Origin of the sequence: Ekhidna sp., assembly GCF_965221965.1 — a bacterium.
Lineage (GTDB): Bacteria > Bacteroidota > Bacteroidia > Cytophagales > Cyclobacteriaceae > Ekhidna.
Window position 1 is genome coordinate 1,565,964 of sequence record NZ_OZ244926.1, and the last position, 23,480, is coordinate 1,589,443.

Consider the following 23,480-nt stretch of genomic DNA (forward strand, 5'->3'; position numbering starts at 1 on the left):
CTAAAGAGATTTGAGAAACTTAATGAGTGCCTCTTTATCATCTTCAGAAAGAGAGACAAATTGATTTTTACTGTTGTCAGCTTCTCCGCCATGAAGCAGGATAGCTTCTTCAATACTTCCGGCTCGTCCATCATGCATTAAGAAGAATGACCCACCTTGCGAATTGGGGGAAAGCCCCAAGCCCCATAATGGTGGAGTCCGCCATTCGTATGTTTCAGCAGATCCTTCGGTGGCACCATCATCCAGACCTGGGCCCATATCATGTAGCAACAAATCCGTGTACGGGTAGAATGTCCTATTCGATAATGCTTCGATATCAGACTCTGGGGTTGTCCATTCGGGAATATGACATGAGGCGCACTGAATTTGGGTAAATATTGACTTCCCTTGTAGTACCACTGTGTTTTCTTCCGATCTAGAAATAGGGGCCTTTAATGTTCTGAGATAAAAGACCACATCACGGATCGTTTGATCCGAAACTTCCGGATCGGTGGAAAGCTGGCTGTAAGGATCAATTGGCTCAAAAGTTGAAGTAATTCCCATATCCTGATTGTAGGCACCTACGGTTTGTTGAAGCAAATCAATAGCCGCAGCTTTCTTCCCAAAACGTCCAATGATTTTATCATTGACAGGCTGATGAATTGTTTTCTGTTCAAAATAGTCTGGTGGTGTTATGTAATTTGGTTTTCCGGAGATACCATCACCATCTTCATCAAGAGAATCCACATTCTGCAGAATCTGTTGATCTGAAAGTGCTGCAAGGAATCCTAACCCAGTGACAGCCGGTGGAGTAAACTTCATGAATGGAATACCATCTGGTAGTTTTTCAGGTTCAAACCCTGGTATTGCTCGGTTTTGGAGTTGAGGGCCTCCAATAGATAGATCCGGCAATGTGTTTGGCAGTGATTGACCAAATCTAGTGAGCGTGGTAAAAGGATGACCTTTGCCATCTCCTGCATGACAGCTTCCACAGGACGTGGCAACAAAGCCTGGTCCAAGTCCATTTTCCAATGAAAACACCTCGTCATTAAAAGCAATATCTCCATCCAAAAATTGTCTTTGCTCAGCATGGGATAAGCCTTCCGTAGGGCCATCCAGCAGCTCATTTTCAGCAGGAGCAGCTGGTATTATTTCCTCACATGAAATAGCCAACACAAAAGTGACAATGCTCAGGTATATTATTATTTTATTCATCTCAAAATAATTTTATACAAATCTATTAATTAAAGTTAGACATATCAAACTTTTAAATAAGACATGCGATACTTACTTTTGAAACATGATCACTATCACAGAGGAGAATTATCTGAAAGCCATCTACAGCCTAAACCTGAATCGAAACGGGAAGGAACTTGGTACCAATGAACTTGCGAGTCATCTTGGAATATCTCCTGCTACGGTGAGTAGTATGCTAAAGAAGCTAAAAGAAAAGGGATTCATTGATTACAAAAAATACGGTGCTATATCACTGCTGAAAGAGGGTGAAACAATTGCATTTGCTGTGATAAGAAAACACCGATTGTGGGAAACGTTTCTGGTGGAGAAAATGGAATTTACCTGGGATGAAATTCATGAGGTAGCCGAGCAACTGGAACACATTAAGTCCAAAAAACTAGTAGATCAGTTAGATAAGCTTCTGGGTTTTCCTGAGTATGATCCACATGGTGATCCAATACCGGATGCCAATGGCAAGATTAGAGGAATGCATAAAACCACTTTAGAAAATGAATCAGTCGGCAAGCCGCTAAAAGTTGTTGGGGTTAAGAATGATTCTCCGGCATTCCTTCAGCACATCACCCAATTGGGCCTTGTGATCAATAGTAAAATCCTTATCAAATCACATCACGAGTTTGATGGATCTTTGGATGTTGAAATCGAAGGAGAAACTCGAATGGTTTCTCAAAAGGTTGCTGAGAATGTGTATGTTTCGGGGTAATTACATTTATCGAATGTATGCTTCTTTGTCAAGCCTTTAAAAGATCCGAACTAAAATCTAACGTTATTATTTTAACTATGTTATCAAACATAGCTTGAATCACTGCTAATGCTTTATAATATTATATTAAATCGTTATTTATCTAGCTTGTGATTAAATTGTAACATGAGAGCGATACTATACACAAGAGTTTCAACAAAAGATCAATCTACTTTAAGACAAGTAAATGATATGAAATCCTTGAAGGGATTTGATGTTATAAAAATCTTCTCTGAAAAAATCTCAGGCTTTTCTGTTTCAGTTGAAAATAGACCAGTCCTTCAAAAAGCTTTAGAATATGTAAAATCTCAAGAAGTGGAATGCATTATGGTTTCAGAAGTTTCCAGGCTTGGCCGAAATACACATGAGGTATTGGGGCTAATTGAAGATCTAAAAAATCAAAATGTTGCTATATATATACATAACCTTGGAACAACTATTAATAAGGCTGATTCATCAAGTGAAATTTTCACTAAATTGATTGTTACTATTATGGCAGACTTGGCCAGATTAGAAAGTGAACAAATGAGTTATCGAATTAAATCTGGCATAAGGTCTCGTAAAGCAAAAGGATTGACAACTGGAAGAAAGATTGGTTCAACAGAGGATAGGGGAAGCTTTCTAGCAAAGCATGAAGACATTCAAAAATATCTTTCGAAAGGATACTCTTCTCGAGAGATTCAAAAATTATGTAAATGTTCACCAAATACAATTAAGAAGGTTAAGGATTGTAATAATGTATACTAACCAAATGCAACAATATTGGCAATCGGGAGTATAAATTTTCTATACTTCATTTTCTATTTTTTATGAATTGTAAATTCCAGAAACCGTTTGCGAATTAAAACTTGTCTTATAAGTCAAGTTTTATTGATTTACTTTACTAACTCAATCGTCAATCGAGACTAGCAGAATGTCCATTATATCAATACTTACTGCGGAAGAGGTTGAGTCATTTGATAGACCACCCAAACTAAGTGTAGAAATACGCGATGAAATATTCTTCGAAAGAATATCTATAGGGTATGAAATTCCAAGGAAAGATCTGTTGGCAATCTACTCTTTGTTGGAAGGTTACTTTCTGCTAACAGGTAGATTCTATAATCCATCAAAATTTGGTATTGAGGATGTTGATTACGTTTGCAAAAAACTTGCGGTTAAAAGGGAACTAAAGCTCAAGAATATCCCTCGTTCAACCTTAAGTAAGTATCGCTCAGAAATCTATAGCAAGTACGGGATAACAGAGTTCGATTCGAAGGATAGCTTGTTCACTGGTGAACTCAAAAGGCTATTACTAACTTCACTAAAACCCAAAGATATTTTATATGAGCTCGTTGGAATTTTGAGGAGTGCCAAAATGGTTGTCCCTTCATATTATGTCCTCTCTCGCTCAATAAGTTCTGCAATAAATCAATTCGAAGATCAGCTAACTATGAGGTTGGACCGAATGCTCTCAACAAAACAGAAAGAAAAACTTGATCATATGTTGATTGCAGCTAAGGATCCAAATAAAGAAATATCTCCATCCAATCCATATCTATTAACCACAATCAAAGAACCTGAACAATCCATAGCTCCAAGAAAAATAAAAGCAAGTGTTAACGAATTCATGATAATCCAAGATCTCTATCAGAATTTTTCTTCGCAACTTAGTAGATTAGAACTCTCGGATCGTCTTATTAATTACTATGCTAAATGGCTTATAAAATCGAAACATGTTCAGTTTCTGGCTCTGAATAATCCGAATCGGAAATATCTCTATTTACTCTCATTCATTTCATATCAGTATAGGATTCGTCAGGACTACTTTGTAGATACATTGATTAAATGTACCAATGAATTTCAAAGTGAAGTCAAGAATAAAATTTCTAAAGATTTCTTAACGAACACACCAGTTAAGTTAGAACATGCGAGAAATATTGTAAATCTGGTAAAATCATACTCAGATCAGGTCAAGTCTGTCCGCCACATTGTCTATTCGCAAGATAAAAACTCAGATGATAAGATTATTCGTATTAAACAAATGTTCAATGAACTAGACTCAGATTCGAACAACGAATCTTTGCAGCTCAAACGACTTGAAGAGCAGGCAGCGGAACTTGAACAAAGCCTTGCTAAAGATTTCAAAGACAAGTTGATCATCAACAGAAATGTTTCTGGTCATCGGCCCCTTATGAATAGGGTATTCGATATTATAAATATTCTTGATTTTAATCCTGAAACTAGTGAAGCCCTCATCATCAATGGGATTGATTATTTTCGAAACAGAACGCCGAAGTATAAAAATGAGCAACGGCCCACAGACCTTTTTAGTAAAGGCAAGTTAAAACTTCTAAGGAAGGTTGATCAAGATTCGTATTCTCGACTTTATGATGTCTTATTCAGCATTGAAGTTGCTGAGCAAATTAGTTCTGGATCATTGAACCTCGTGAATTCAGAAAGATACAGATCAATAGAAGAGTATTTAATACCTGCTGAAGAATGGAAGAAATCTAAGGATGAATATATCCAAGATTCTGAACTAAGCATCGAGTCAAATTTCGATGACTTCTCGTCTAGATTAAAAATAGAGCTTAATGAAAAGTACGAGATTGCAAATGAGAATCTTGAGACAAATGCTTATTTAAGTATTGGAGGAAATGGTAAATTCAAAGTTATAACCCCTAAGAAGGAGATTGATGCTCAAGAGGGGATACTTTCACTCCTCGAAAGCGAAGAACTTATTCCACTAAGGAGGGTACTGGAAATAGCCAACGAATCATCAAATTTTCTTGAAGCGTTTGAACACTTCAAAATAAAAGACACTCGAAAAGAAAGGTATGAAAATGAGTTATTCTTTGCCGCAATTATGGCGCTAGGGTGCAATCTGGGAATAAGAAGAATGGCGAAAGTTTCTCAAGGAATTACCTTCGACAAGTTATCTGGTATTGTTAATTGGTACTTCAATAAGGAAAATATCGATAAGGCATCTTCAATTGTCAATTCGCTTATTGAAAAACTAGCTGTTCCGGAGATGTATAGAAGAATATCGAATGAATTTCATACGTCAAGTGATGGTCAGAAATTCAATGTTATTGTGCCCTCATTAATCTCCAGTTACTCGCCAAAATATCATGGTACAGGAAAAGGGGTATCTGCATATAGTTTTATTGACGATCTCAGTAGGCTTTACCACAACTTAGTATTGGATTCCAAAGACAGAGAGGCAACTTATGTTTTAGATGGGCTTCTTGGAGGCGAAGTACAAAGCGCTAAACACTCGACTGATACTCATGGTTATACTGAAATAGTATTCGGACTAATAAACGGTTTGGGAGTATTCTTTACACCCAGGATCAAAAATTTGAAAGATCAATTGATTTACACATTCAAATCCAAATCCAAAAAATTTTACTCTGAAAAAGGCTATCAAGTTTTACCAAGCGCAAGAACATATATCAATGAGACCTTGATGTCCGATAAGTGGGATGATATTATTAGACTGTTTGTTTCTCTTCGAAGAAAGGTGTCAACTCCCTCACAAATTGTTAAAAGACTTGGGTCATATTCTAATCAAAACAGATTACATCAAGCGCTTAAAGAACTGGGTAGAATTTACAAGTCGATATTTGTTTTGACCTACATCAATGATGTTGAAATGAGACAGGATACTGAAAAAGACCTGAATAGAATCGAGCAATCACATTTTTTTTCCAATGCTGTATTTTATGGTCATAATAAAGAACTGAAATATGCTTTAAAGGAGGAACAGGAAATGGCAATTAGTTGTAGACACTTAATTCAAAATTCAATAGTCTTATTCAATTACCTGGAATTGACAAAGCAATTAATCGATCGAAAGGAAGATGAAGAGAAATATGCCGAAGCAATTGAATTGATTAAGAATGGTTCAATAATGACTTGGCGACACATAAATATTCAAGGGGAATACGATTTTGAGCCTTGGAAAAGTGTTCAAGACAGCATGGAAATTGAAAAATTGATTGATTTTAATATTTAACAAACCTATTAAGTGCTTGACTATCAATACGATGAACATTAGCACCGAATCCACCACAAAGGCCACGGAGCGTGAATGACCTCACCCCCGACCCCTCTCCACATTGGAGAGGGGAGTGTTTCGCCGTACCGGGGATTGTGTGGGTTGTGAATTTCATTGTCGAAGACAGTGCGATATTATAAATCATGAAGGCGCGGGGGAACGAAACCTTGGCGGGCCAGCGTCAGGCTTGTGGGTGGATAGCTTTCAAGGTTTCTAGACTTTTGCCTACTTTTTGGCAATGAAAAAGTAGGTGCCTCCCCGGCACGAGGGGATGAGCGGCTTGAGCGAAAGCAACAGTAGGAACCCTACCATTTACCCAACCACCAACTTACTCAGGTATTCAGGGTTGATGTTTTGTACCTGTCCGAAGATGTGATTGTTGATGGTGGCATTGCTGGAGGAGAAATAATCGTTGATGGCTTCATACATCTCTGATTTACTCAATTTCCCGTCCCGATTTATATCCAGTTCTTTAAATGCATTGATGATGGATCCTCTGTTGAGTCCCAGAATTTGATACAATGTTTCAAACTCATCAAAATCAATGTATCCGTCCTTGTTGTGATCGCACAGGTCAAAAAGGAAACGAACTACGGAAGCAGAAAACCATCGAATGAAATGGGATTTCTCCTCACCTTCATTGGATCGTTTTAGAATACGTATCCATTCGTGAATGGTGATTTTTCGTCCTTTGCCGTCCGACTCCATCAGCAGCCGATCAAAGTTTTTGATGGTCATATACCTCAAATACTGCTTTTCAGCGGGATTAAAGAGTCCTTTTCGGGTTTGATACAGACGCTGCAGGAGCTCATCAAAATCGCGAGGTTCTAGGACGCCATCTTTATTGGCATCCATCAGGTAGAAGAACAGCATCCACTTACGTATGGTATCAGTAATCAGCACGATGATTCATTAGACTTTGAAGGCCTAATCTATAAAAGAGCAACGAGACTTTCAGGCATAAGAGGAGAGTCGGTTCGGATATCAACAAAAACCTCCATTTCAAATTCAGATATTGGATAATAGGACGCCTTCTGAAATTTTTTCAAGTGATTAGTGGCCGCTGAAGGGAGTTAAATAGGAATCTATAACAGGCTTATGTAATGCATTGATATTCAGTGTCTTTAATGATTGATCCGGATTGATTGCAGATGTAATACATTAATAGATATTTATATAAACGATAATAAAATTAAATAAAATTTAATGCATTTGATGGTGCACATTTGCCGAAACAAAAAATACAGATATGACGCTAATGAACGAAATGGAAAGTACTACTTTGGAAAAGGAAGTCACTCATGATCTCATTCGAGGTGAATTTAAAGCGGAGGACGCAGCAGATATTGTGAGCCACATGCTTTCGACCAAGATCAATTTTCATGAACGAAGAAACTTCAGTTCATATATAAGGTTTGGCGTAGATAACGAAGCTTCCTCGATACGGATAAAGGAGCTGAAACAGGCCATGACTGATATCAAAGGAATCATTGCGCATGCAAAAGCGAATAATCTTGATCTGAAAATCTCTTCAACCATCTCAGTTGAGCTTATTGAAGGTTAAGCCCCGTAAGTGCTGTGATGGAAACATCAGCTTTCGTGCCTGGCCGGCATTACAATGATATGATGCTGGCCAGGCGCATAAAAGCTTAAAATCCTTTAATAGATAAGTCATTAAGTATACTTCTTCAATACTCTTTTCACCAGCGGTCCGATGGTTAGTCCCTGGCCGATGATTGAAAAGACCACAATGACATAAGTGATCGTCAGGAACAACTCTCGCTGCATGCCCGACTCCAGCGATAGAGCCAGCGCGATGGAAATGCCACCACGGATGCCACCCCAGGTCATCATTAGAGCGGTTTTTGGTATGAAATCCAATTTGTTTTTAAATAAAGCGATAGGTCCTGAGAGTGCCAGGTACCGAACAACCAACGTTATGGGGATAGCCAGCAGCCCGTACATCAGGTATCGCTCATTCATCGAGACAATCAGTAATTCTAATCCGATGAAGACAAATAAAACGGCATTGAGCAACACGTCAATGAGCTCCCAGAACTTCTCAACATACAGGTGGGTGTTTTCTGACCATGCAATAACAGGCCCTTTGTATCCCAGGAAAAGGCCGGCCACCACTACTGCCAGTGGTGCGGATACGTGCAGGTAAAGCGCAATGCCGGTAATGCCCATCACCAGCGCCAGGGTGATCAATACTTCTGTTTCATAATGATTGATCATGCGCATGCAGAGAAAGGCCACCCATCCGGAAATCAATCCTAAAGCAACGCCTCCGACCACTTCTGTGACGAAGAGCAGGGTGATGTCTCCAACAGTCATGGAATCTATGCCTGCCTGGGCTATTTTGAATAGGACGATAAAGACAACCACACCCACACCGTCGTTGAAAAGCGATTCGCCAACGATTTTCGTTTCCAGTTTTTTAGGTGCGTTTGCGTCCTTCAGTATTCCTAATACAGCAATGGGATCGGTAGGAGAGATGAGCGCCCCAAACAGCAGACAGTAGATGTAATCGATGGGATAGCTAAAAGCCATAAACAGGTAGTACATCAGGGTGCCGATCAAAAAAGTGGAAATCACAATGCCGATCGTAGCGAATAGAGCGATGGGACCTCTTTGCCGACTGAGCGCATCTACTTTGGTATGCAATGCGCCTGCAAACAGTAAGAAGCTGAGCATCATGTCCAACAATACCGTTTCAAAATCAATCGACTGAATCAATACTTTTGCCTCGTCCAGCACATAGGGCTGAAAGTGTCCGAGCACAGTTATAATCACTGTAAAAACGATGGCGATGACCATTAATCCGATGGTGAACGGAAGCCTGAGCAGCCGCGCATTAATAAATGCAAATACTGCTGACAGGATGATTAAGATCGTGATGATGTTGAAGATGCTCATGGCAGTAAAGAAAACAAAGATTCACGGGTTGGTCAAAGCTTTGTGAATTGAGCGTAGATGCGAATCATTATATAACAATGGGTACGTGTGGCTTGCCGTGATTTGCTTTAACATAAAATCATTGCCGTTGATCGGACTGACATCCGATAGCTGATTTTATGCTAAATGCTGCGCATACGCAAATCACTAGCAATGTTACCGAAACGTCGGACCGAAAATGGCCTGCGTTATGTTAATATAGCTTGGGTTCAGGGTGGGATTAATAGTTTAGGGAAGGCCTCTAACATCTTTCAAAAACGATCACTTCATTTCTTGGTAGGACCGAGCACTCTTTCAGCTTTTTCAGGGTGGGTAAGAGGGTAAGTAAAAGGTGAATGTGTGCGGAACTAAAACCAAAGAATTTAAATATCTTTACATATGGCCACATTAAACGAAATAAGAAATCGTGTGATTGATAGTTTGATGTCAATTGACAACTCTCAATATCTGCAGGCTCTCGAAAAAATGATCAAATCATCCAATGTTGAGCATGATAAAATCCCTATTACTGAAGAACAAAAGATCTTGTTGACTATGAGTGAAGATGATATTCAAAATGGAAAAATGATTGATCAGGACTTACTCAATAAGCAGGAGCTTCAATGGCTAAAAGAAAAATAGTCTGGACACAAACTGCAGCCAGGCAGAGAAGAAATATTTTAGAGTACTGGGTCGATCACAATAAATCAAATTCTTATTCTTTAAAACTTCTCAAAGCCAGTAATTTGAAAACTGAATTAATCGCCAGAAACCCTAAGATTTTCAGAGAAGCTGATTTTCCAGATACTCGTGTTGCATCAATGGGGCATTTCAGTATTTTCTATAAGTTCAATTCCAAAGAAATAATCATTACTGCTTTCTGGGATAATCGTCAAGATCCGAAAAAGTTACTTGAAGCATTAAAAAAGACTAAATAGCAATATGAGACGATGCTCATCGTTCATGCTATTTAGGCATAACATTATTATGTTTAACGAGCGCCAGCTCGTTACATAATGGCCTGCGTTATGTTAATATTATATAACAACATGATTGGTTGCAGTGAACCAGTCTACGTCCAGGAGCGATGGCACGTGGAGATAATTTACCCGAGCGCCGTGGCGAGGGCAAGCGAAGAATGAGCGCAGACATAATATCATTATATAACAATGGGTTCGAGTACTGGCTGTGATTTGCTTTTAGATTTAAGAGCAGGATTCTGATTGTCGTGATTTGCTTTCAACATAAAATCGTAACCGATATGTAACTAACCAGACGCACAGGCATTCACACATTACATATCTGATTTTATGTTAATTGTTCGCTAAAGCTCACAAACAGCAAATCACTAGTATTGTTATATAATGTCCTGTGTTATGTTAAATCAGCGTTGGTTCGAGGGAGGGGATTAATGCTTTCAGGAAGGGATGGAAATTATACGGAAAAGGAGGGAAGGGACTGGAACACTCTTTTGGCATCTTGGATTAAGTAGGGAATTGCGGGGATGACAAATGTGTGTGGAAGACTAGCGCTGACTATCTCCCACACAAATTCATTTATCTTATATTATGCTGATCAAGCAATTCAGTGGCTTCAGTAATTACCCGATTAATATTATCTACTGATTGGTTCTCCCATAAACTATTGTCCAAAGCATCAAGAGAATGTGCTAAATCCAAATTATTGGGATCACTATCTTTGATAACTTTTTTAAGAGCATAGGAGATGCCAAAAATTAGTCTATGACTATCTTCTCCACCATGCCTATACACATCTGCATTCGCTAAACCAAGAGGATCACCCCACCTTCCAACATTTCCAAAAGCTCTCCTCACCAAATTTTCGTACTCCATATCCATAATAGTACATTTTTATGATCTAACAATTATACCGAGTTTTTCTAACAACTGTGGTTGACCTTCAAGGGCTAATTCTGCGATAGCTTTTAACTCTGTTGTATAGTCATCCAACTCATCTAGCTTTTCATTTCTGAGACGAGTAGCTTCCTGAGCTTGTCCTTTCTCAGCAGTTGCTTCATTACGAAGTTGCTTGAGGTTTTCGATTGCTGTTTTCTCAGCATTTAGTTGCTCAGTTGTTACTTTGAAGTTTCCAAGTTTTGTGAGGAAATCAGCTTCATTTAAAAGCCTGTTATAAAAGTCTACTGCGCTTTCAATCCATTCTTCAATTGCATAGACTCTGCCAGCCTGTAGACCTAATCTATTCTGTAAGTCTTTATCATTTCTGGATAGGACTTTTACTAGTTTCAATGTTCGATTATAATCTGATTCTGCATCATCTTTCTCAAGGTAAAACTTGTCATAAGCAAGACTCTGTTCCTGATATTCCTTCTTTTGATCATCCACTAACTGGGTCGTCTCATCGTAAAGAGCTTCTCCCTGATCTATATAGGCTGTATCTATACCCATAGCATCCAGTAGGGGAGCTACTTCAGGATCTTTGCTGTTGAAGATGAGCAGTCTTGCTAATTCAAGTTTTTCGGTGAGTGTTTTTCTTGCCATAATAATTATGTTTGGTGAATAATGGTTTAAATATAAAAGTAATAACGAATTGAGGTATGCGTAAGTACAAATAAAGTACCAATTTGTACCTCTTGAGTATAGATATTCGCCCGTTAAGTACGCTCTTTCCCCACTGAAGTATTGATTTTCCCCTATAAAGTATGCAGTTTCCCTTGCTAAGTATGGGCTTCCCCGAATGAGTATGCATTTTCACTACCTGAGCATCAAGTTTCACTTGCTAAGTATGTTATTGTACAATTTGAGCGTGTTCTTTCCCTTTTAAAGTGGACATTTTGCGTTAGGGATAGGAGCAAGCTACCGTGTAGCGCGGATAGCCCGTCCCGCAGGGAACGCTCAGTATTATTTATGTACAAAGAACCAAAATGACATCAAGTGATGCTCAAACAAATTCCCATTTTTAATTGGAGAATAGTATTTTCCTCCGAGTTCTTCATAGCCACAAACATTCCCATCTACCAATACATGAACTGAAAATAGTCCACGATCTTTTTCTTTCTTTTTTATCGTACCGAAAACCAGACAATCAATATTATAATGTGCTGAATCTACTATGCTAAATGTTGGTAGTTCTGGGTAATCTGACCAATTGGATATAACTCCATAACTGATATCATTTCCTGATTTTGTAATGGATAGAGGAATCCATATGGAATCGCCAATAGCAATTTCTTCAAATTCTGTCTTGACCAACTTCTTTAGACTCTTCTTAAAAACATTATAGTGCTTTTTGCTATATAACGAATCGTTTTCTAAGGAATCGAGACTTTGACACTTGACTTGTAAGAGAGTTACTAGAACGACTAATGATGTTAACGTGAATCTCATACTTAAATCTATCTAACACTGTTATCTTGGCGCTTAAGATGGAGAGTGATACCGTTTACTAATAGAGAGTCATAGATGCTTAAGTCAGAGATTGATTTTTGCCAATTAAAAAGATTTTTTGATGATATGCTTAGTCTGTTTGAATCCAATTCAAATGAGGCAGACATAACCATATCGTGTTCATAGATCGAAATGTTGTCGTTTCTAATACTTATCCCATACTCACCACATGGTGCTATAGAATCCTTACTGAATACCTTCATTTGATTAGGGTCAAAATAAAGTATGTCTCCCAATTTGATTTTATCACAATAAGAAGGAATTTGGACAAAGCTGAACGGCATTTTATCAATAGTCCAATAACCAGTTATTGATTTTGGCTTGTCAATCTCATAGAGAGAGAATGCTAGGGTATCAATCCAAAAATATGAAGCTATCTCAGACTGTCTTATTTTCTCAGGCAAACTTTGTCCTAATAGCGAATCTTCCTTTGGTATTTGATCCGTGAATTTTCTAATTGTGTAATAGGTAGTTGGTTCTAGAAATCTTTTTGTAAATAACTCCCCATAGTTGTAATGTAGCTTTGGAAGGCTGTCAGCTCTAATCTTCATTTTCATCTTGAAATAAACTTTGCCTACAGACCCATCATAAAATTTAGCTTCAATGTAATCATCTATGACAATCGGATTTAGATGATATATTATCACTGTATCATCTTTTAGAATTCTATGCGTACCCTCTAAGAGGACTTTTGGATAGAATCCAACATCATCGTTATAGCGAACTCCTGCTATATTTCCTCCCAGTTCAATCTTTTCGTATGAAAACCATTCCTTGAGTAGGAATCCAATTGATAGGAATATTATGAGGATTATAAATAATCTAAGGCTCCATTTCATCTACTACCAAAGATTTCAATATTCCAGATAAAAGCAAGTTTACCTCATCAATGAAGTAAAGATATTTCCCTACCTCATTCCAATTACTTAAGTAGTCAGCTCTGAACTTGAAGAGAATTAACCTATTTAGGATTGTGAGTTTTTTGGGTTCCATTGATGCAATTGCTTTTAGTCTATTCACAATCAAATCATCGTCAGCTTTAGATTCTAATGCCAATACAGTAGATCTTAATTGATTTTGATAGTCAGGAAATTGATTGGCAATATTTGAGCTTTTCTTCAATTTCTTTCCTGCGGAAATAAGATCACGAATTATTTGTATCAATTGGCTGAAGTTCATTTAGTGATAAGTTGTGGTTGCTGGTTTTTTTGCAGCTCTGTTAAATTTTGAAGCAGCACTATTTACATCCTTGAGTGGTACGTAATAGCTTCTTATATGATCAACATCCTTTAATCGTGGAGTTATTGGACCTTGGCCAGGCCCAGTCCAATTCGAAAGTCCTTCTGCGCCATCAAGAACAAAGTTTATTACATTCTCTGCAATATCTCCAGCTGAATTCCTTTTGTAAGGCAAATCTCCATCTATAGCTCTTTGCTTTTGATTCATCATTACGTTTTCAAAAGCAGAAACAACAGGGTCGTCACTAACTAAGCTCCTTGCTTCTTCAACGTTGTTAGCTGTATTGTTTAGGTACTTACCTTTATGACTATCGCTATTAGTCAAATCAACACCATCGCTGATGGCAAGATTTCCATCTGAATCCTCCGATGCTGTATATCCAGTTATTGATTGAGATACGTCATCAACTTGACCATCTGCGTTTATTTTGAAGGTTGAGGTTGTTACTGCAAAGTTAGCTGAATTGTCTTGTTGACCACCTCCTGAAACTGTTGTTCTTATAATTGTCGCAGTTCCAGTTTCCTTATTGACAGATATATTGTAACCTGTCTTGATACCCATTTGTTCCATGGCTCTATCTGTTAACCCAGTTTGATCCTCAGGACTTAGTCCATCTGGATCAGTATACCTGATTGGGTTATTGTAAGCATAGTTATAGGGACTCCAAGAGTAAAACTCTTCAGCTAACGGGTCTGGAGAAATCCATCTGCTTATTATCTCCGGCTCCAAAGTAGCCTCTGAACGAACGGTATCATAGGTAATAAAATGTGTAATGGAGTTGGTCATTCGGTTGAATACCACTGAACCAATCTCAGTGGTTTCTTCCTGATCAAAGAACTCCTGATACTTTCCTTTAGAGAGGGTTAAGGTTCTTACCTTATAGCCATAGTCTTCAAAAGGTTGAGGTGCTTCAAATGTGGTGCGTTCTGATTTATCATCCTGATCTCTTTCTTCGACATCCAGTAGCCAGTTCATGTACATATCATCTGGCATCTTGCGATAACCTAGCTTATGGATGTGTGCGTATTGTGCTTGTATTTGATCGAATTGAGCTTTTAAGGTTGGATCGTTCCATAAATCAGAAGGAGAATCTGCACCGTATTGATTCATGGTGTTCTCATATTGACCTTTGTGGATTTCTGCTTTTAGGATGAGGGCGTTTACATATTGTGGATAGTATTCTAGTGCTTTATCCAAGCACTTTAATACAAACTCCTGATTGTGATTTTCTCCGTATTTCTTTTTATAGCCTTGCGCCAGGTCAACCAAAGTAACTGCAACTGATTCCTTCTTGCTAAGTGTATCCATGTACACTGCGTTGACAACTGCATCGAGCTTGATGTAACCAGATGCCATGATCCATGAATCAGTTGGAAAATGTCCTGTGGTAAGCTCCGTGTTATACATTCCATTTTGCATGGATCGGTGCTTGATATAGGTATGGTTAGGAGCCATTGCCAGCCAGGCTTCTTCTCCTAGTTCCTCTACAATGATCTTGTACAAAAAGGGAAGCGAATGGCAGTTTCCGGAGTTTGTAAACAAAGCCTTGGTCACGAACATCTTCGTCCAGTCCTGATCTCCATTAAAGTCCTCAAAATCGTACTCAAATGGAGTACTTTCATATACCATGCTACTGTCAAGTGGAATAGAAAGTGGATGCTTCAAGGTCATGAACGTGCCCCAGTATTTGGCAATCTTATCCCGATCGGGATAATCATATTCCAGCGTGCCATTCTGAGCTACATAATTGGCAATTCCTGATAGGATTTCAATTTGTTGCTGAAAGGCATCATAGTCTAGCGTGTTGTTGAAAAAGGCATTCTCTGAATTGAATACTGCACGTTTGAAGCTGTAATCAATCTCATCATCCAACATAGCTGAGATTTCATTGTAAGCTTTTTCATAGGGAGCTTCTACTTGTGGCTGTGCTAGCAACACTATTGGTAAGAGCAAGGTGATTAATGTAAGTGAACGGTTCATGACTTTAAAAGTAGTTAATTATCTATTTGACCCATAAGGGTTCGCATTTTGATTTTGTGATTTTGTTTGTTCTGCTCCTCTTTCACGGAGTTAAGCCATCGTTCATACTGTTCCGGTGGCATATCCTGATAGCCCACACGCTCTATGAACTTTTGTGATCCAATTAGCTGATTCTTTATGTGTTGCGCCTTCTCATCACGCTCGAATTGCTCTTTCGTCAATCCGTACTGCTTGTATTGATGAATCACATAATTGAGGTTGTAGTAATAGTAATTGTTGATGAGCTGATGAGGGGTGATGCTTTTCTGATTGTGCTCGTAAGAGAATCTTGCTGCATCATATACAAAACGTTCCTGCCCAAACTTTTTGGAATAGTAGATAGCCAGGTCACTCAGGCATTGAGCAATGACTTCCTTTTTGGTAAGCGGATGCATGTACATTTTGTTCTGAATGGATTCTGCTGTGATGTACCCGGACGCTTGAACGAATTGATCGGATGTTAAAGAGTGGTTGGTCAATTCCATATTGTGCCAGTTGCCAAACTCATCCTGAAACTTGATGTATGAATGATTTGGTGCCAAAGCCATGTGTGCATCCGTTCCGGTTTGTTCTGCTAAAATCAAATAGAGTAGGGGAAGGGAATGGCACTGACCAGTACCTTTGTTCATTAGCTTGGAAACAAATAGGTTGGCTGCATCTTCACGACCCCAAAAGTCATCAAAGTCATAGAGCAGAGGGTAAGACGTAACAGGACCTTCATTGGGATAATCATATGTGAGCGTATCTGTGAAGAAACTGAAAAGAGCCATGTTGCGAGCTACCTGATCATCTGCTTTGATGTTATCGCTTTCCAGTTTATAACTAATGTGTGTTAGCATTTTCTGAATGCCATCCTGATAACTTTTCCATGACAGGTCAGGATTATAGGCGGCTTCTGTGAGATAAACCGCTTTTGTTAAATCCAACTTTGATGAGTCAGTAAGCATCTCAGCAATTTGGCTGAATGCTTCATAGAAGCGTTCTCTGCCTTCAATGTTTGGTCCACGTCTTTCGTATTGAATTTTAGGCATGGCGTTAACCGCATCATCAATGAGTTTGTTGACCCGATCTTTCCTGGCTTGTTCGGTAGCGACATGCGCATCAACTTCTGCCATGATCTGAGCATTTCTTTGCCGTTGATTCATGGTTGTAAACTGGTTCATTTGAAGTGGGTCTACTACAGGAACCTGTGGAGCATATTTCTTTTGAACCTCCGAAGTAAAATCGATATAAGGAAGATCAAATGAAGCTACCGGATTTTGCGAAAAGCAAAAGGAGGGAAGGGTAAGTATTAAAATATAGATGTAACGGGTGAGCATGGTTCCGGCTGTAAAGAACCATTATCTTTTAGATAAAGTCAATAGCTTAAATGGGTTAATTATGACATTTCATAGCACAAAATGATTTTGTGCATTTACCTCCCAAGAGGGATTTTAACTTTTTCAGTAACTTGTAAAAACCTTAATGAGTTACTCGCATAAAAACAAGAAATACAGATATTTATAATAATTTTAGTTATTTATGTAAATTAGCTAAAAATATTAGCAATGATCTCTGTGAAAAATATTGACAGAATGATTGATTATTCTTATAGAAACGAATTGAGTGAGACTCAAGTACTTCTACTGGATGAATATGATAAACTTCCATTTCACAAACATCCTTTATGGAAGGGGGTTTTGGAAGGTAAATTCACTAAGAAGGAGATTCTGCTTGCAGAATCACAACATTATTTAAGAACAAAGGAGGGTCAAAAGCTTAGGAAAGATGCTATGGAGAAGTGTCTTGCAATAAGTGAGACCCTCTGGGAATCTATTATAGATACTTATCTCGAAGAATGTACCGAGAAGGATGGCACTCCAACTCACTTAGATTTGATCAAAAGGATGTTACTTGATAATGGGTATAAAAATGAAGACTTAAAGACTCTAAAAAATACTCCAGCCAATATTGCTGCAATATCTTTATATACAAACATATCTGATAGAGGTGCTGGTTGCCACATTCTTGGTGCAGGTGCAGTGGAATACTTCTATTCACAAGTATCTCCCAAAATATTTGATGCATATGTAAATATTTATGGATTTGATCGACATTCAGTAGAAACATATGAACTTCACGGACCGATGGACCAAGAACATGCGTCAAGAGCTTTACAGGTTACTGATGAAGTAATCAAGTTACATGGATTAGATGTTGTTATAAGTAGCGTTAGAGATGCATTTGTCGCAACTAGTTTGCACTATGATGGAATGCTTCAGGCAATAACTGGAGATTTAGAATATTGGAATGGAAAATAATTAGATATGAAAGGTTATATATATACTATGTATCAAGGTGCGGATCCTGGTAATGGTTTCACTTTGACCGATCCCATATATGACAAAGAAGTTGTTACCATGGGTGCATGCATGCCGAATATAAGGAGGTTTGTGGATAAAAATGATTACATATTTAATATAAGTGGAAGAGTGACTAGCTTAAAACAATATGTAGTCGGAGGTTTTCAAGTTGACAAAAAAATTGATGCTTTAACTGCTCTGAATGATTATCCACAAAATCAGCTTAAGAAAAAAGATGATGGGACTTTCAGGGGTAATATTATAATCGACTCAGAAGGAAACCATTTAGATTATGATTATCATAGCAATTATGAGAAAAGACTGGATAACTATATTTTAGGTAAAGACCCAATTTTTATAAATGAAGAGGATGAAATTAAGAGGGCAAGAGAAGAAACCTTAGATATTCTGAAGGACATTTTTCAGAAAGATGGTGATTCTGTTTTCGGAGTTATTGGAAGATTTAGAAAAATGAACGAAAAACAAATTGATCAGCTAATTAACTGGATGGATAAAATCAAATTAAAGTAAATGCAAAACTTAATCTTTCATTTACAACATTCTAAGAATTCAATTGATAAAGTCTCAAAGAAGTCAAAAATACCAGTTGAAAGACTTCAGAGTATAATTGAGAACAAATCGGTAGCAAGTCTCTCTGAAGTCAGAAGGCTTTCAGCTGTTTTTGATAAATCAGTTTCTTTTTTGCTTTCTGAGAATGATAAATTTGATGAAATCAATGTTCTTTTCCGTGATGCCATAGGTGAGCGTAATGCTGACTTTTTCTCTGGCCAATTTTCTTATTTTATCGGAAATAGCATCGACCTTTTGGAAGGTGAAAACTTATTAGAATTATTTCAGAAAACCTTTCCACGGGTTGAGAACAATTTAGAAGGAGCAGAATATCTTTCAAGCTTATTTAGATTAAAGTTTTTCAATAATGATCAGGTGAGTCCGATTCTCAATTTACCTGAAATACTTTCGCAGGAATTAAGAATAATTGTCCATATAAAGGAACTTGGTAACAGTGTTGATGGAGCCTCGGCTATAGTACAAGGCATACCCTTCATATTTGTTTCACCAAGGCATTCAACTAGAATGCTATTTACCCTAGCACACGAATTGGGTCATATTTTGTCGCATCATTTAGAGAGTGGAAACTATGCAAAATTTGACAAGGAGATAAAATTGAATTTGACTGATAAAAGCAGAAAGAAGGAGGAGTTTTTTTCAAATGCTTTTGCATCAGCGTTGCTATTACCGAAAGCTGGCGTAGGGATTACCTTAAAAAAAATCAGAGAACGAAGAAACATCTTAGACGACAATATTGGTGATGCAGAAATCCTATTGTTAAGCAGAATTTATGGGGTAAGTTTCGAGGTAGCAGGAAGGAGATGCGAAGATTTAGGATTATTTCCTAAAGGCAGTACTCATTCACTCTATTCTGAAATCAAAAAAGACTATGGAAGTCCTGAAAAACGAGCAGACGAGCTTGGTTTACCCAAAAGACCTGCAGTTAATTTTCCTAAAGTATCAAGGCACCTTGTAGATTCAGCTATTAATAAGATTTCAAAGGGTCAACTATCTATTGGCAAGGCTTCTGAAATTCTTTCAATTCCAGTTCGGGATTTGATGTTTCACAACGCCCCATACAACGCTTGATAAATGGATGTTATTCTTGATAATTGTAGTTTAATCAACATTATCAATGGTGATATTCTTGAAGAAGTATTAAATCTTGAAGGGATTAATTTCCACATAGGACCAATTGTTTATGATGAATTCACCCAGTATAAGGATGGAAGTATTCTGGATGAAATGATTTCAAAAGGTTTATTGAGTAGAGTTGGTGAAGATGTTGTTACCATAGAAGAATATCGATCAATGCTCGACAAGTACGGATTAGGCGATGGGGAAACAGAATGCTTATGTATCTCTAGAAAATTTGGCTATCGAATGGCATCTGATGATAAAAAGGCTCGATCAAGCGGTATAAAAGAGATAGGAAGAAATAGGGTGATTGGTTCAATTTTTTTACTCAAAAGGCTAGTAGAAAAGAATGTTTTTAATTGCTCAGAAGCTTTTGAAAGATATGTTTTTATGAAGGTTTCTGGTGGTTTTCTACCAGATTATAAAAAAGATGAGTTCTGCTAACCATGATTGTTTTGATTAAACATGCAGGAGCGTTGGCCTGACAGAATAGCGGGCCATGCGTTGGGCAGTGGGTGGAAGCTTTATTCTGTCTAGATTTTTTGCTTCCTTTTTTATCAATGAAAAAAGGAAGTGCCAGCCCGGCACGAGGGCAATGCGAACACAGATAAGAGAAAGATTAATCCGTGAGCCATTCTGATTTTGCCATAAGAGTCAAATGAATTCTTTGATAACCTCATGAATGACATTCTGGTGATGAACGCTGAGGACAGAGAGCGTTGGGAAAAGCAAGTGTATCACAGGCAATTTTCTAACGCCTGAGAATCGTGTAGATGAATTGATCCTGTACGATTGATCGAATATTGTAAAATAGTACATCACAATTGCCTGGAATTCTCTTGCTGTTGAATGGCCAATATCCAGCCTTAGCTGGAGGCGCGTGGGCTGAAAGCAATTAATAGGCGCTTGGTCAGGGCAAGGCGTGCGATTGGATCGTGCGCTGGCCGAGCGGCTATTTAATATAACAGCTAATTATATAACAACATCATAAGGAACACTGAACCAGTGTACGTCCAGGAGCGTTGGCTCGCGGAGATAATTTACCCGAGCGCCGTGGCGAGGGCAAGCGAAGAATGAGCGCAGACATAATATCATTATATAACAATGGGTTCGTGTACTGGCTGTGATTTGCTTTTACATTCAAGAGCAGGATTCTGATTACCGTGATTTGCTTTCAACATAAAATCATTATCGATATGTAACTGACCAGCCGCACATTACATATCTGATTTTATGTTAATTGTTCGCTAAAGCTCACAAACTGCAAATCACTAGTATTGTTATATAATTTATATTATGTTAAATTAAAATATGAAGAATAAGCCCTACTGTGTTCACAGTAAGGCTATTTCAATTTATATATATGTACTAGAATTTTTCCGCTAATCTCCTGGAGTCCTTCTCAATCAAATAATATGATGGTACCCAATAATCAGATACAACCTCCTTCACATCCAAGATCAGATAATCTTCCATCACCTGAATGGTGTAGCTATACCTGCTGTCTATTCGTGATTTGGTTTCTATTTTAAATCGATTGTCAATAACATATCCTCCCAATGTATCTTTAAAGACATACGACTCGTTCGATTTACTTATTATATCTAACCCGTCTTGCTTAAGCATATCTGCCAGCGCCTCGGCTACTTCATCAGATTGTTCTATTTTCAACGTGATTAATGCTTCTACGTCTTTGAGGTATTCCAAATCAACTGACTTGAAATAAGCCCACCTAAATAATTGATCATTTCCGACCACCAGGCTGTCTACTGTGCAGTTTTTAGGCACATTGTGAGTTACATCCTTTACCAGCTCAAAACCCAATTTGTCTTTTAGAGCTGCGATGCATTGATTTCTTTGTTCATATTTATAGTCATGAATGGCATTCAAAAGTGAAGTTGCTATGGTCGTAACTTCTTCTTTGGTGTACTTCTTTTGAATTGGATCTCCTCCGGCATTCGCACTGCTATACATTACCAACAAGAGAAACAGCGTGAAGATAAAAGCTACTATTCGTCTCATGATGTTTTGATTTTATATCTCAAAAGTGATCATGATTCAGCTTTTATACACGCGTGTTTTTCGGAAATTCATCAATACGTAAATCACGTATCAGACTTACCCAACCAATATATTTTTGCATAAAAAATGCAATAATTCATCTCATAAACTCCTAAAAGGGTGTTGAATTGGATTCATTGATGATGCGGTCCCTCGTCTTTGAAGATATACCAAACAAACACGATGATGCCTACAAGGCCCAGCAAAAGCAGAATTGTTAATGTCATAACTGCAAGATACCCCACCGCAATGAGTATCTGAATACCCATCAATTTAACATAAGAAAAGGTTCACCTTTGTTTTCCTGTCAACTTACTTTTGGGTGGTTGGACACACGTAATTTGTTGTAGGAATATCTGTTTCACTAATCTCTTTGAAGCCTCCGGCTATGTCTACCAGGTTGTGAAAACCTCGTGATTTTAGAATGGAAGAAGCGATCACTGAACGATACCCACCTGCGCAGTACACATGGTATTGCTTATCGGCATCTACTTTATCCATATTCTCACTGATGTAGTCCAATGGATTGCTTTCTGCACCCTCTACATGTTCTGCCTCAAACTCTCCCGGCTTGCGCACATCCATTACATGGAGGTTTCCATTCTTATGTGCTTTTGCAAATGCTTCAGCAGTAATGGACTCCAGTGTGGCCACTTCTTTTTCTGCATCCTTCCAAGCTTCAAATCCTCCTTCCAGATACCCCAGGGTGTTGTCATATCCCACACGGGAAAGTCGTGTTACTACTTCCTCTTCCCTGCCCTTATCAGCCAAAAAGATGATCGGTTGTTGTAGGTCCGGAATAAGTGCGCCTACCCATGGAGCAAAGCTACCGTCGATACCAATAAAGATGGCATTTGGGACATGTCCCTTCACAAAATCCTTTTGATTTCGGGTATCTAGTACCAGTGCACCTTCATGATTAGCCATTGCCTCAAAGGTTTCCACGTCTAGTGGCACGTTCCCTTTCTTTAGTACTGAGTCTAAACCTACAGCCTCTGATTTATTCATGGCCACATTCTGCGCAAAATATTGCGGTGGTGGCAGCAATCCGTCGGTTACTTCTCTGATGAATTCTTCCTTGGACATGTCTCCTCTTAAGGCATAATTGGTTTTTTTCTGATTGCCCAGCAGGTCAAATGTCTCTTTACTCATATTCTTACCGCAAGCAGAACCTGCGCCGTGCGCCGGATACACAATCACATCATCCGGCAATGTCATAATCTTAGATCGTAAGCTTTCATATAGCATACCAGCCAGATCATCCTGAGTCATGCTTCCCTTCTGTGCCAGATCCGGTCGTCCTACATCGCCGATAAACAGGGTGTCTCCACTAAATATGGCGTGCTCCTTGCCATTCTCATCAATTAATAAGTAAGTGGCACTCTCGAGTGTGTGCCCCGGTGTATGAAGTACCTTGATTTTGATTTTTCCAAGTTCAAATACTTCTCCATCTTTTGCTTCATGGAAGTCAAAGTCCGCTTTCGCTCCCGGACCATAGATGATCTTCCCTCCGGACTTTTTCGCCAGATCCACGTGTCCTGAAACGAAATCAGCATGGAAGTGCGTTTCAAAGATGTATTTAATCTTTGCTCCTTCTTTGTTTGCTTTTTTCAGGTATGGCGCTGACTCTCGTAATGGGTCAATGATTGCCGCCTCTCCCTCACTTTCAATGTAGTATGCGCCTTGTGCCAGGCATCCGGTATATATCTGTTCAATATTCATATTGTCATTCA

The 23,480-nt window shown here is 38.4% G+C and carries 22 protein-coding genes; 10 read left to right on the plus strand and 12 right to left on the minus strand.

Annotated elements, in window-relative coordinates:
- The gene (locus tag ACOQON_RS07655; RefSeq protein WP_420578333.1) at positions 1 to 1,194 is read right to left on the minus strand and encodes a di-heme oxidoredictase family protein; all 1,194 of its coding nucleotides are present in this window, start codon (positions 1,192 to 1,194) and stop codon (positions 1 to 3) included.
- Between the two features lie 85 nt (positions 1,195 to 1,279).
- On the opposite strand from ACOQON_RS07655, the gene ACOQON_RS07660 reads away from it, so the two are divergent.
- The 3 genes from ACOQON_RS07660 (at position 1,280) to ACOQON_RS07670 (ending at position 5,975) form a co-directional block, all read left to right on the plus strand.
- Positions 1,280 to 1,936: a metal-dependent transcriptional regulator gene (locus tag ACOQON_RS07660; protein WP_420578334.1), complete on the plus strand. Its 657-nt coding sequence runs from the start codon at positions 1,280 to 1,282 to the stop codon at positions 1,934 to 1,936.
- Between the two features lie 165 nt (positions 1,937 to 2,101).
- A complete protein-coding gene (locus tag ACOQON_RS07665) occupies positions 2,102 to 2,722 on the plus strand; it encodes a recombinase family protein (protein WP_420578335.1) in 621 nt (206 codons plus the stop codon).
- Between the two features lie 166 nt (positions 2,723 to 2,888).
- Positions 2,889 to 5,975 carry a Tn3 family transposase gene (locus ACOQON_RS07670; protein ID WP_420578336.1) on the plus strand — a complete coding sequence of 1,029 codons (3,087 nt, stop codon included), beginning with the start codon at positions 2,889 to 2,891 and terminating at the stop codon, positions 5,973 to 5,975.
- A gap of 354 nt (positions 5,976 to 6,329) precedes the next feature.
- Here ACOQON_RS07670 and ACOQON_RS07675 read toward each other — a convergent pair whose 3' ends face one another.
- Positions 6,330 to 6,920 carry an EF-hand domain-containing protein gene (locus ACOQON_RS07675; protein WP_420578337.1) on the minus strand — a complete coding sequence of 197 codons (591 nt, stop codon included), beginning with the start codon at positions 6,918 to 6,920 and terminating at the stop codon, positions 6,330 to 6,332.
- 346 nt (positions 6,921 to 7,266) lie between these two features.
- On the opposite strand from ACOQON_RS07675, the gene ACOQON_RS07680 reads away from it, so the two are divergent.
- On the plus strand, positions 7,267 to 7,581 hold the full coding sequence (locus ACOQON_RS07680) for a hypothetical protein (RefSeq protein WP_420578338.1): 315 nt from the start codon (positions 7,267 to 7,269) through the stop codon (positions 7,579 to 7,581).
- 110 nt (positions 7,582 to 7,691) lie between these two features.
- On the opposite strand, the gene ACOQON_RS07685 is transcribed toward ACOQON_RS07680, so the two are convergent.
- Entirely contained in the window at positions 7,692 to 8,936 is a 1,245-nt protein-coding gene (locus ACOQON_RS07685; RefSeq protein WP_420578339.1) for a cation:proton antiporter, read from the minus strand.
- Between the two features lie 417 nt (positions 8,937 to 9,353).
- On the opposite strand from ACOQON_RS07685, the gene ACOQON_RS07690 reads away from it, so the two are divergent.
- Complete coding sequence (locus ACOQON_RS07690; RefSeq protein WP_420578340.1) at positions 9,354 to 9,596, plus strand: hypothetical protein; 243 nt, start codon at positions 9,354 to 9,356, stop codon at positions 9,594 to 9,596.
- Positions 9,578 to 9,892 carry a type II toxin-antitoxin system RelE/ParE family toxin gene (locus ACOQON_RS07695; RefSeq protein ID WP_420578341.1) on the plus strand — a complete coding sequence of 105 codons (315 nt, stop codon included), beginning with the start codon at positions 9,578 to 9,580 and terminating at the stop codon, positions 9,890 to 9,892. The genes ACOQON_RS07690 and ACOQON_RS07695 overlap by 19 nt, the downstream gene beginning before the upstream one ends.
- A gap of 618 nt (positions 9,893 to 10,510) precedes the next feature.
- Here the strand turns inward: ACOQON_RS07695 and ACOQON_RS07700 are convergent.
- The 7 genes from ACOQON_RS07700 to ACOQON_RS07730 form a co-directional block, all read right to left on the minus strand.
- Entirely contained in the window at positions 10,511 to 10,813 is a 303-nt protein-coding gene (locus ACOQON_RS07700; protein ID WP_420578342.1) for a hypothetical protein, read from the minus strand.
- Between the two features lie 12 nt (positions 10,814 to 10,825).
- Positions 10,826 to 11,473 carry a hypothetical protein gene (locus ACOQON_RS07705; RefSeq protein WP_420578343.1) on the minus strand — a complete coding sequence of 216 codons (648 nt, stop codon included), beginning with the start codon at positions 11,471 to 11,473 and terminating at the stop codon, positions 10,826 to 10,828.
- Positions 11,474 to 11,833: 360 nt separating this feature from the next.
- Positions 11,834 to 12,184, minus strand: coding sequence for a hypothetical protein (locus ACOQON_RS07710; RefSeq protein WP_420578344.1), 351 nt, complete (start codon positions 12,182 to 12,184; stop codon positions 11,834 to 11,836).
- A gap of 143 nt (positions 12,185 to 12,327) precedes the next feature.
- Positions 12,328 to 13,218, minus strand: coding sequence for a hypothetical protein (locus ACOQON_RS07715; protein ID WP_420578345.1), 891 nt, complete (start codon positions 13,216 to 13,218; stop codon positions 12,328 to 12,330).
- Positions 13,202 to 13,558 carry a hypothetical protein gene (locus ACOQON_RS07720; RefSeq protein WP_420578346.1) on the minus strand — a complete coding sequence of 119 codons (357 nt, stop codon included), beginning with the start codon at positions 13,556 to 13,558 and terminating at the stop codon, positions 13,202 to 13,204. The genes ACOQON_RS07715 and ACOQON_RS07720 overlap by 17 nt, the downstream gene beginning before the upstream one ends.
- The gene (locus ACOQON_RS07725; protein WP_420578347.1) at positions 13,559 to 15,598 is read right to left on the minus strand and encodes a hypothetical protein; all 2,040 of its coding nucleotides are present in this window, start codon (positions 15,596 to 15,598) and stop codon (positions 13,559 to 13,561) included.
- Between the two features lie 14 nt (positions 15,599 to 15,612).
- Entirely contained in the window at positions 15,613 to 16,956 is a 1,344-nt protein-coding gene (locus ACOQON_RS07730; RefSeq protein ID WP_420578348.1) for a hypothetical protein, read from the minus strand.
- A gap of 228 nt (positions 16,957 to 17,184) precedes the next feature.
- Here ACOQON_RS07730 and ACOQON_RS07735 point away from each other — a divergent pair, with 228 nt between their 5' ends.
- From ACOQON_RS07735 to ACOQON_RS07750, 4 genes are read left to right on the plus strand one after another with little or no spacing between them, the layout of a single operon-like run.
- On the plus strand, positions 17,185 to 17,937 hold the full coding sequence (locus ACOQON_RS07735) for an iron-containing redox enzyme family protein (RefSeq protein ID WP_420578349.1): 753 nt from the start codon (positions 17,185 to 17,187) through the stop codon (positions 17,935 to 17,937).
- A gap of 6 nt (positions 17,938 to 17,943) precedes the next feature.
- Positions 17,944 to 18,510 (plus strand): hypothetical protein, encoded by a 567-nt coding sequence (locus tag ACOQON_RS07740; protein ID WP_420578350.1) that lies wholly within the window; start codon positions 17,944 to 17,946, stop codon positions 18,508 to 18,510.
- Positions 18,511 to 19,638, plus strand: a complete 1,128-nt coding sequence (locus ACOQON_RS07745) for an ImmA/IrrE family metallo-endopeptidase (protein WP_420578351.1) — start codon at positions 18,511 to 18,513, stop codon at positions 19,636 to 19,638.
- A 3-nt stretch (positions 19,639 to 19,641) separates the two neighbouring features.
- Positions 19,642 to 20,130 carry a hypothetical protein gene (locus ACOQON_RS07750; RefSeq protein ID WP_420578352.1) on the plus strand — a complete coding sequence of 163 codons (489 nt, stop codon included), beginning with the start codon at positions 19,642 to 19,644 and terminating at the stop codon, positions 20,128 to 20,130.
- A gap of 924 nt (positions 20,131 to 21,054) precedes the next feature.
- Here ACOQON_RS07750 and ACOQON_RS07755 read toward each other — a convergent pair.
- Together ACOQON_RS07755 and ACOQON_RS07760 are read right to left on the minus strand one after the other, a co-directional pair.
- Positions 21,055 to 21,708 (minus strand): hypothetical protein, encoded by a 654-nt coding sequence (locus ACOQON_RS07755; RefSeq protein ID WP_420578353.1) that lies wholly within the window; start codon positions 21,706 to 21,708, stop codon positions 21,055 to 21,057.
- A gap of 351 nt (positions 21,709 to 22,059) precedes the next feature.
- Positions 22,060 to 23,469 carry an MBL fold metallo-hydrolase gene (locus ACOQON_RS07760; RefSeq protein WP_420578684.1) on the minus strand — a complete coding sequence of 470 codons (1,410 nt, stop codon included), beginning with the start codon at positions 23,467 to 23,469 and terminating at the stop codon, positions 22,060 to 22,062.
- Positions 23,470 to 23,480 lie beyond the last annotated feature (11 nt).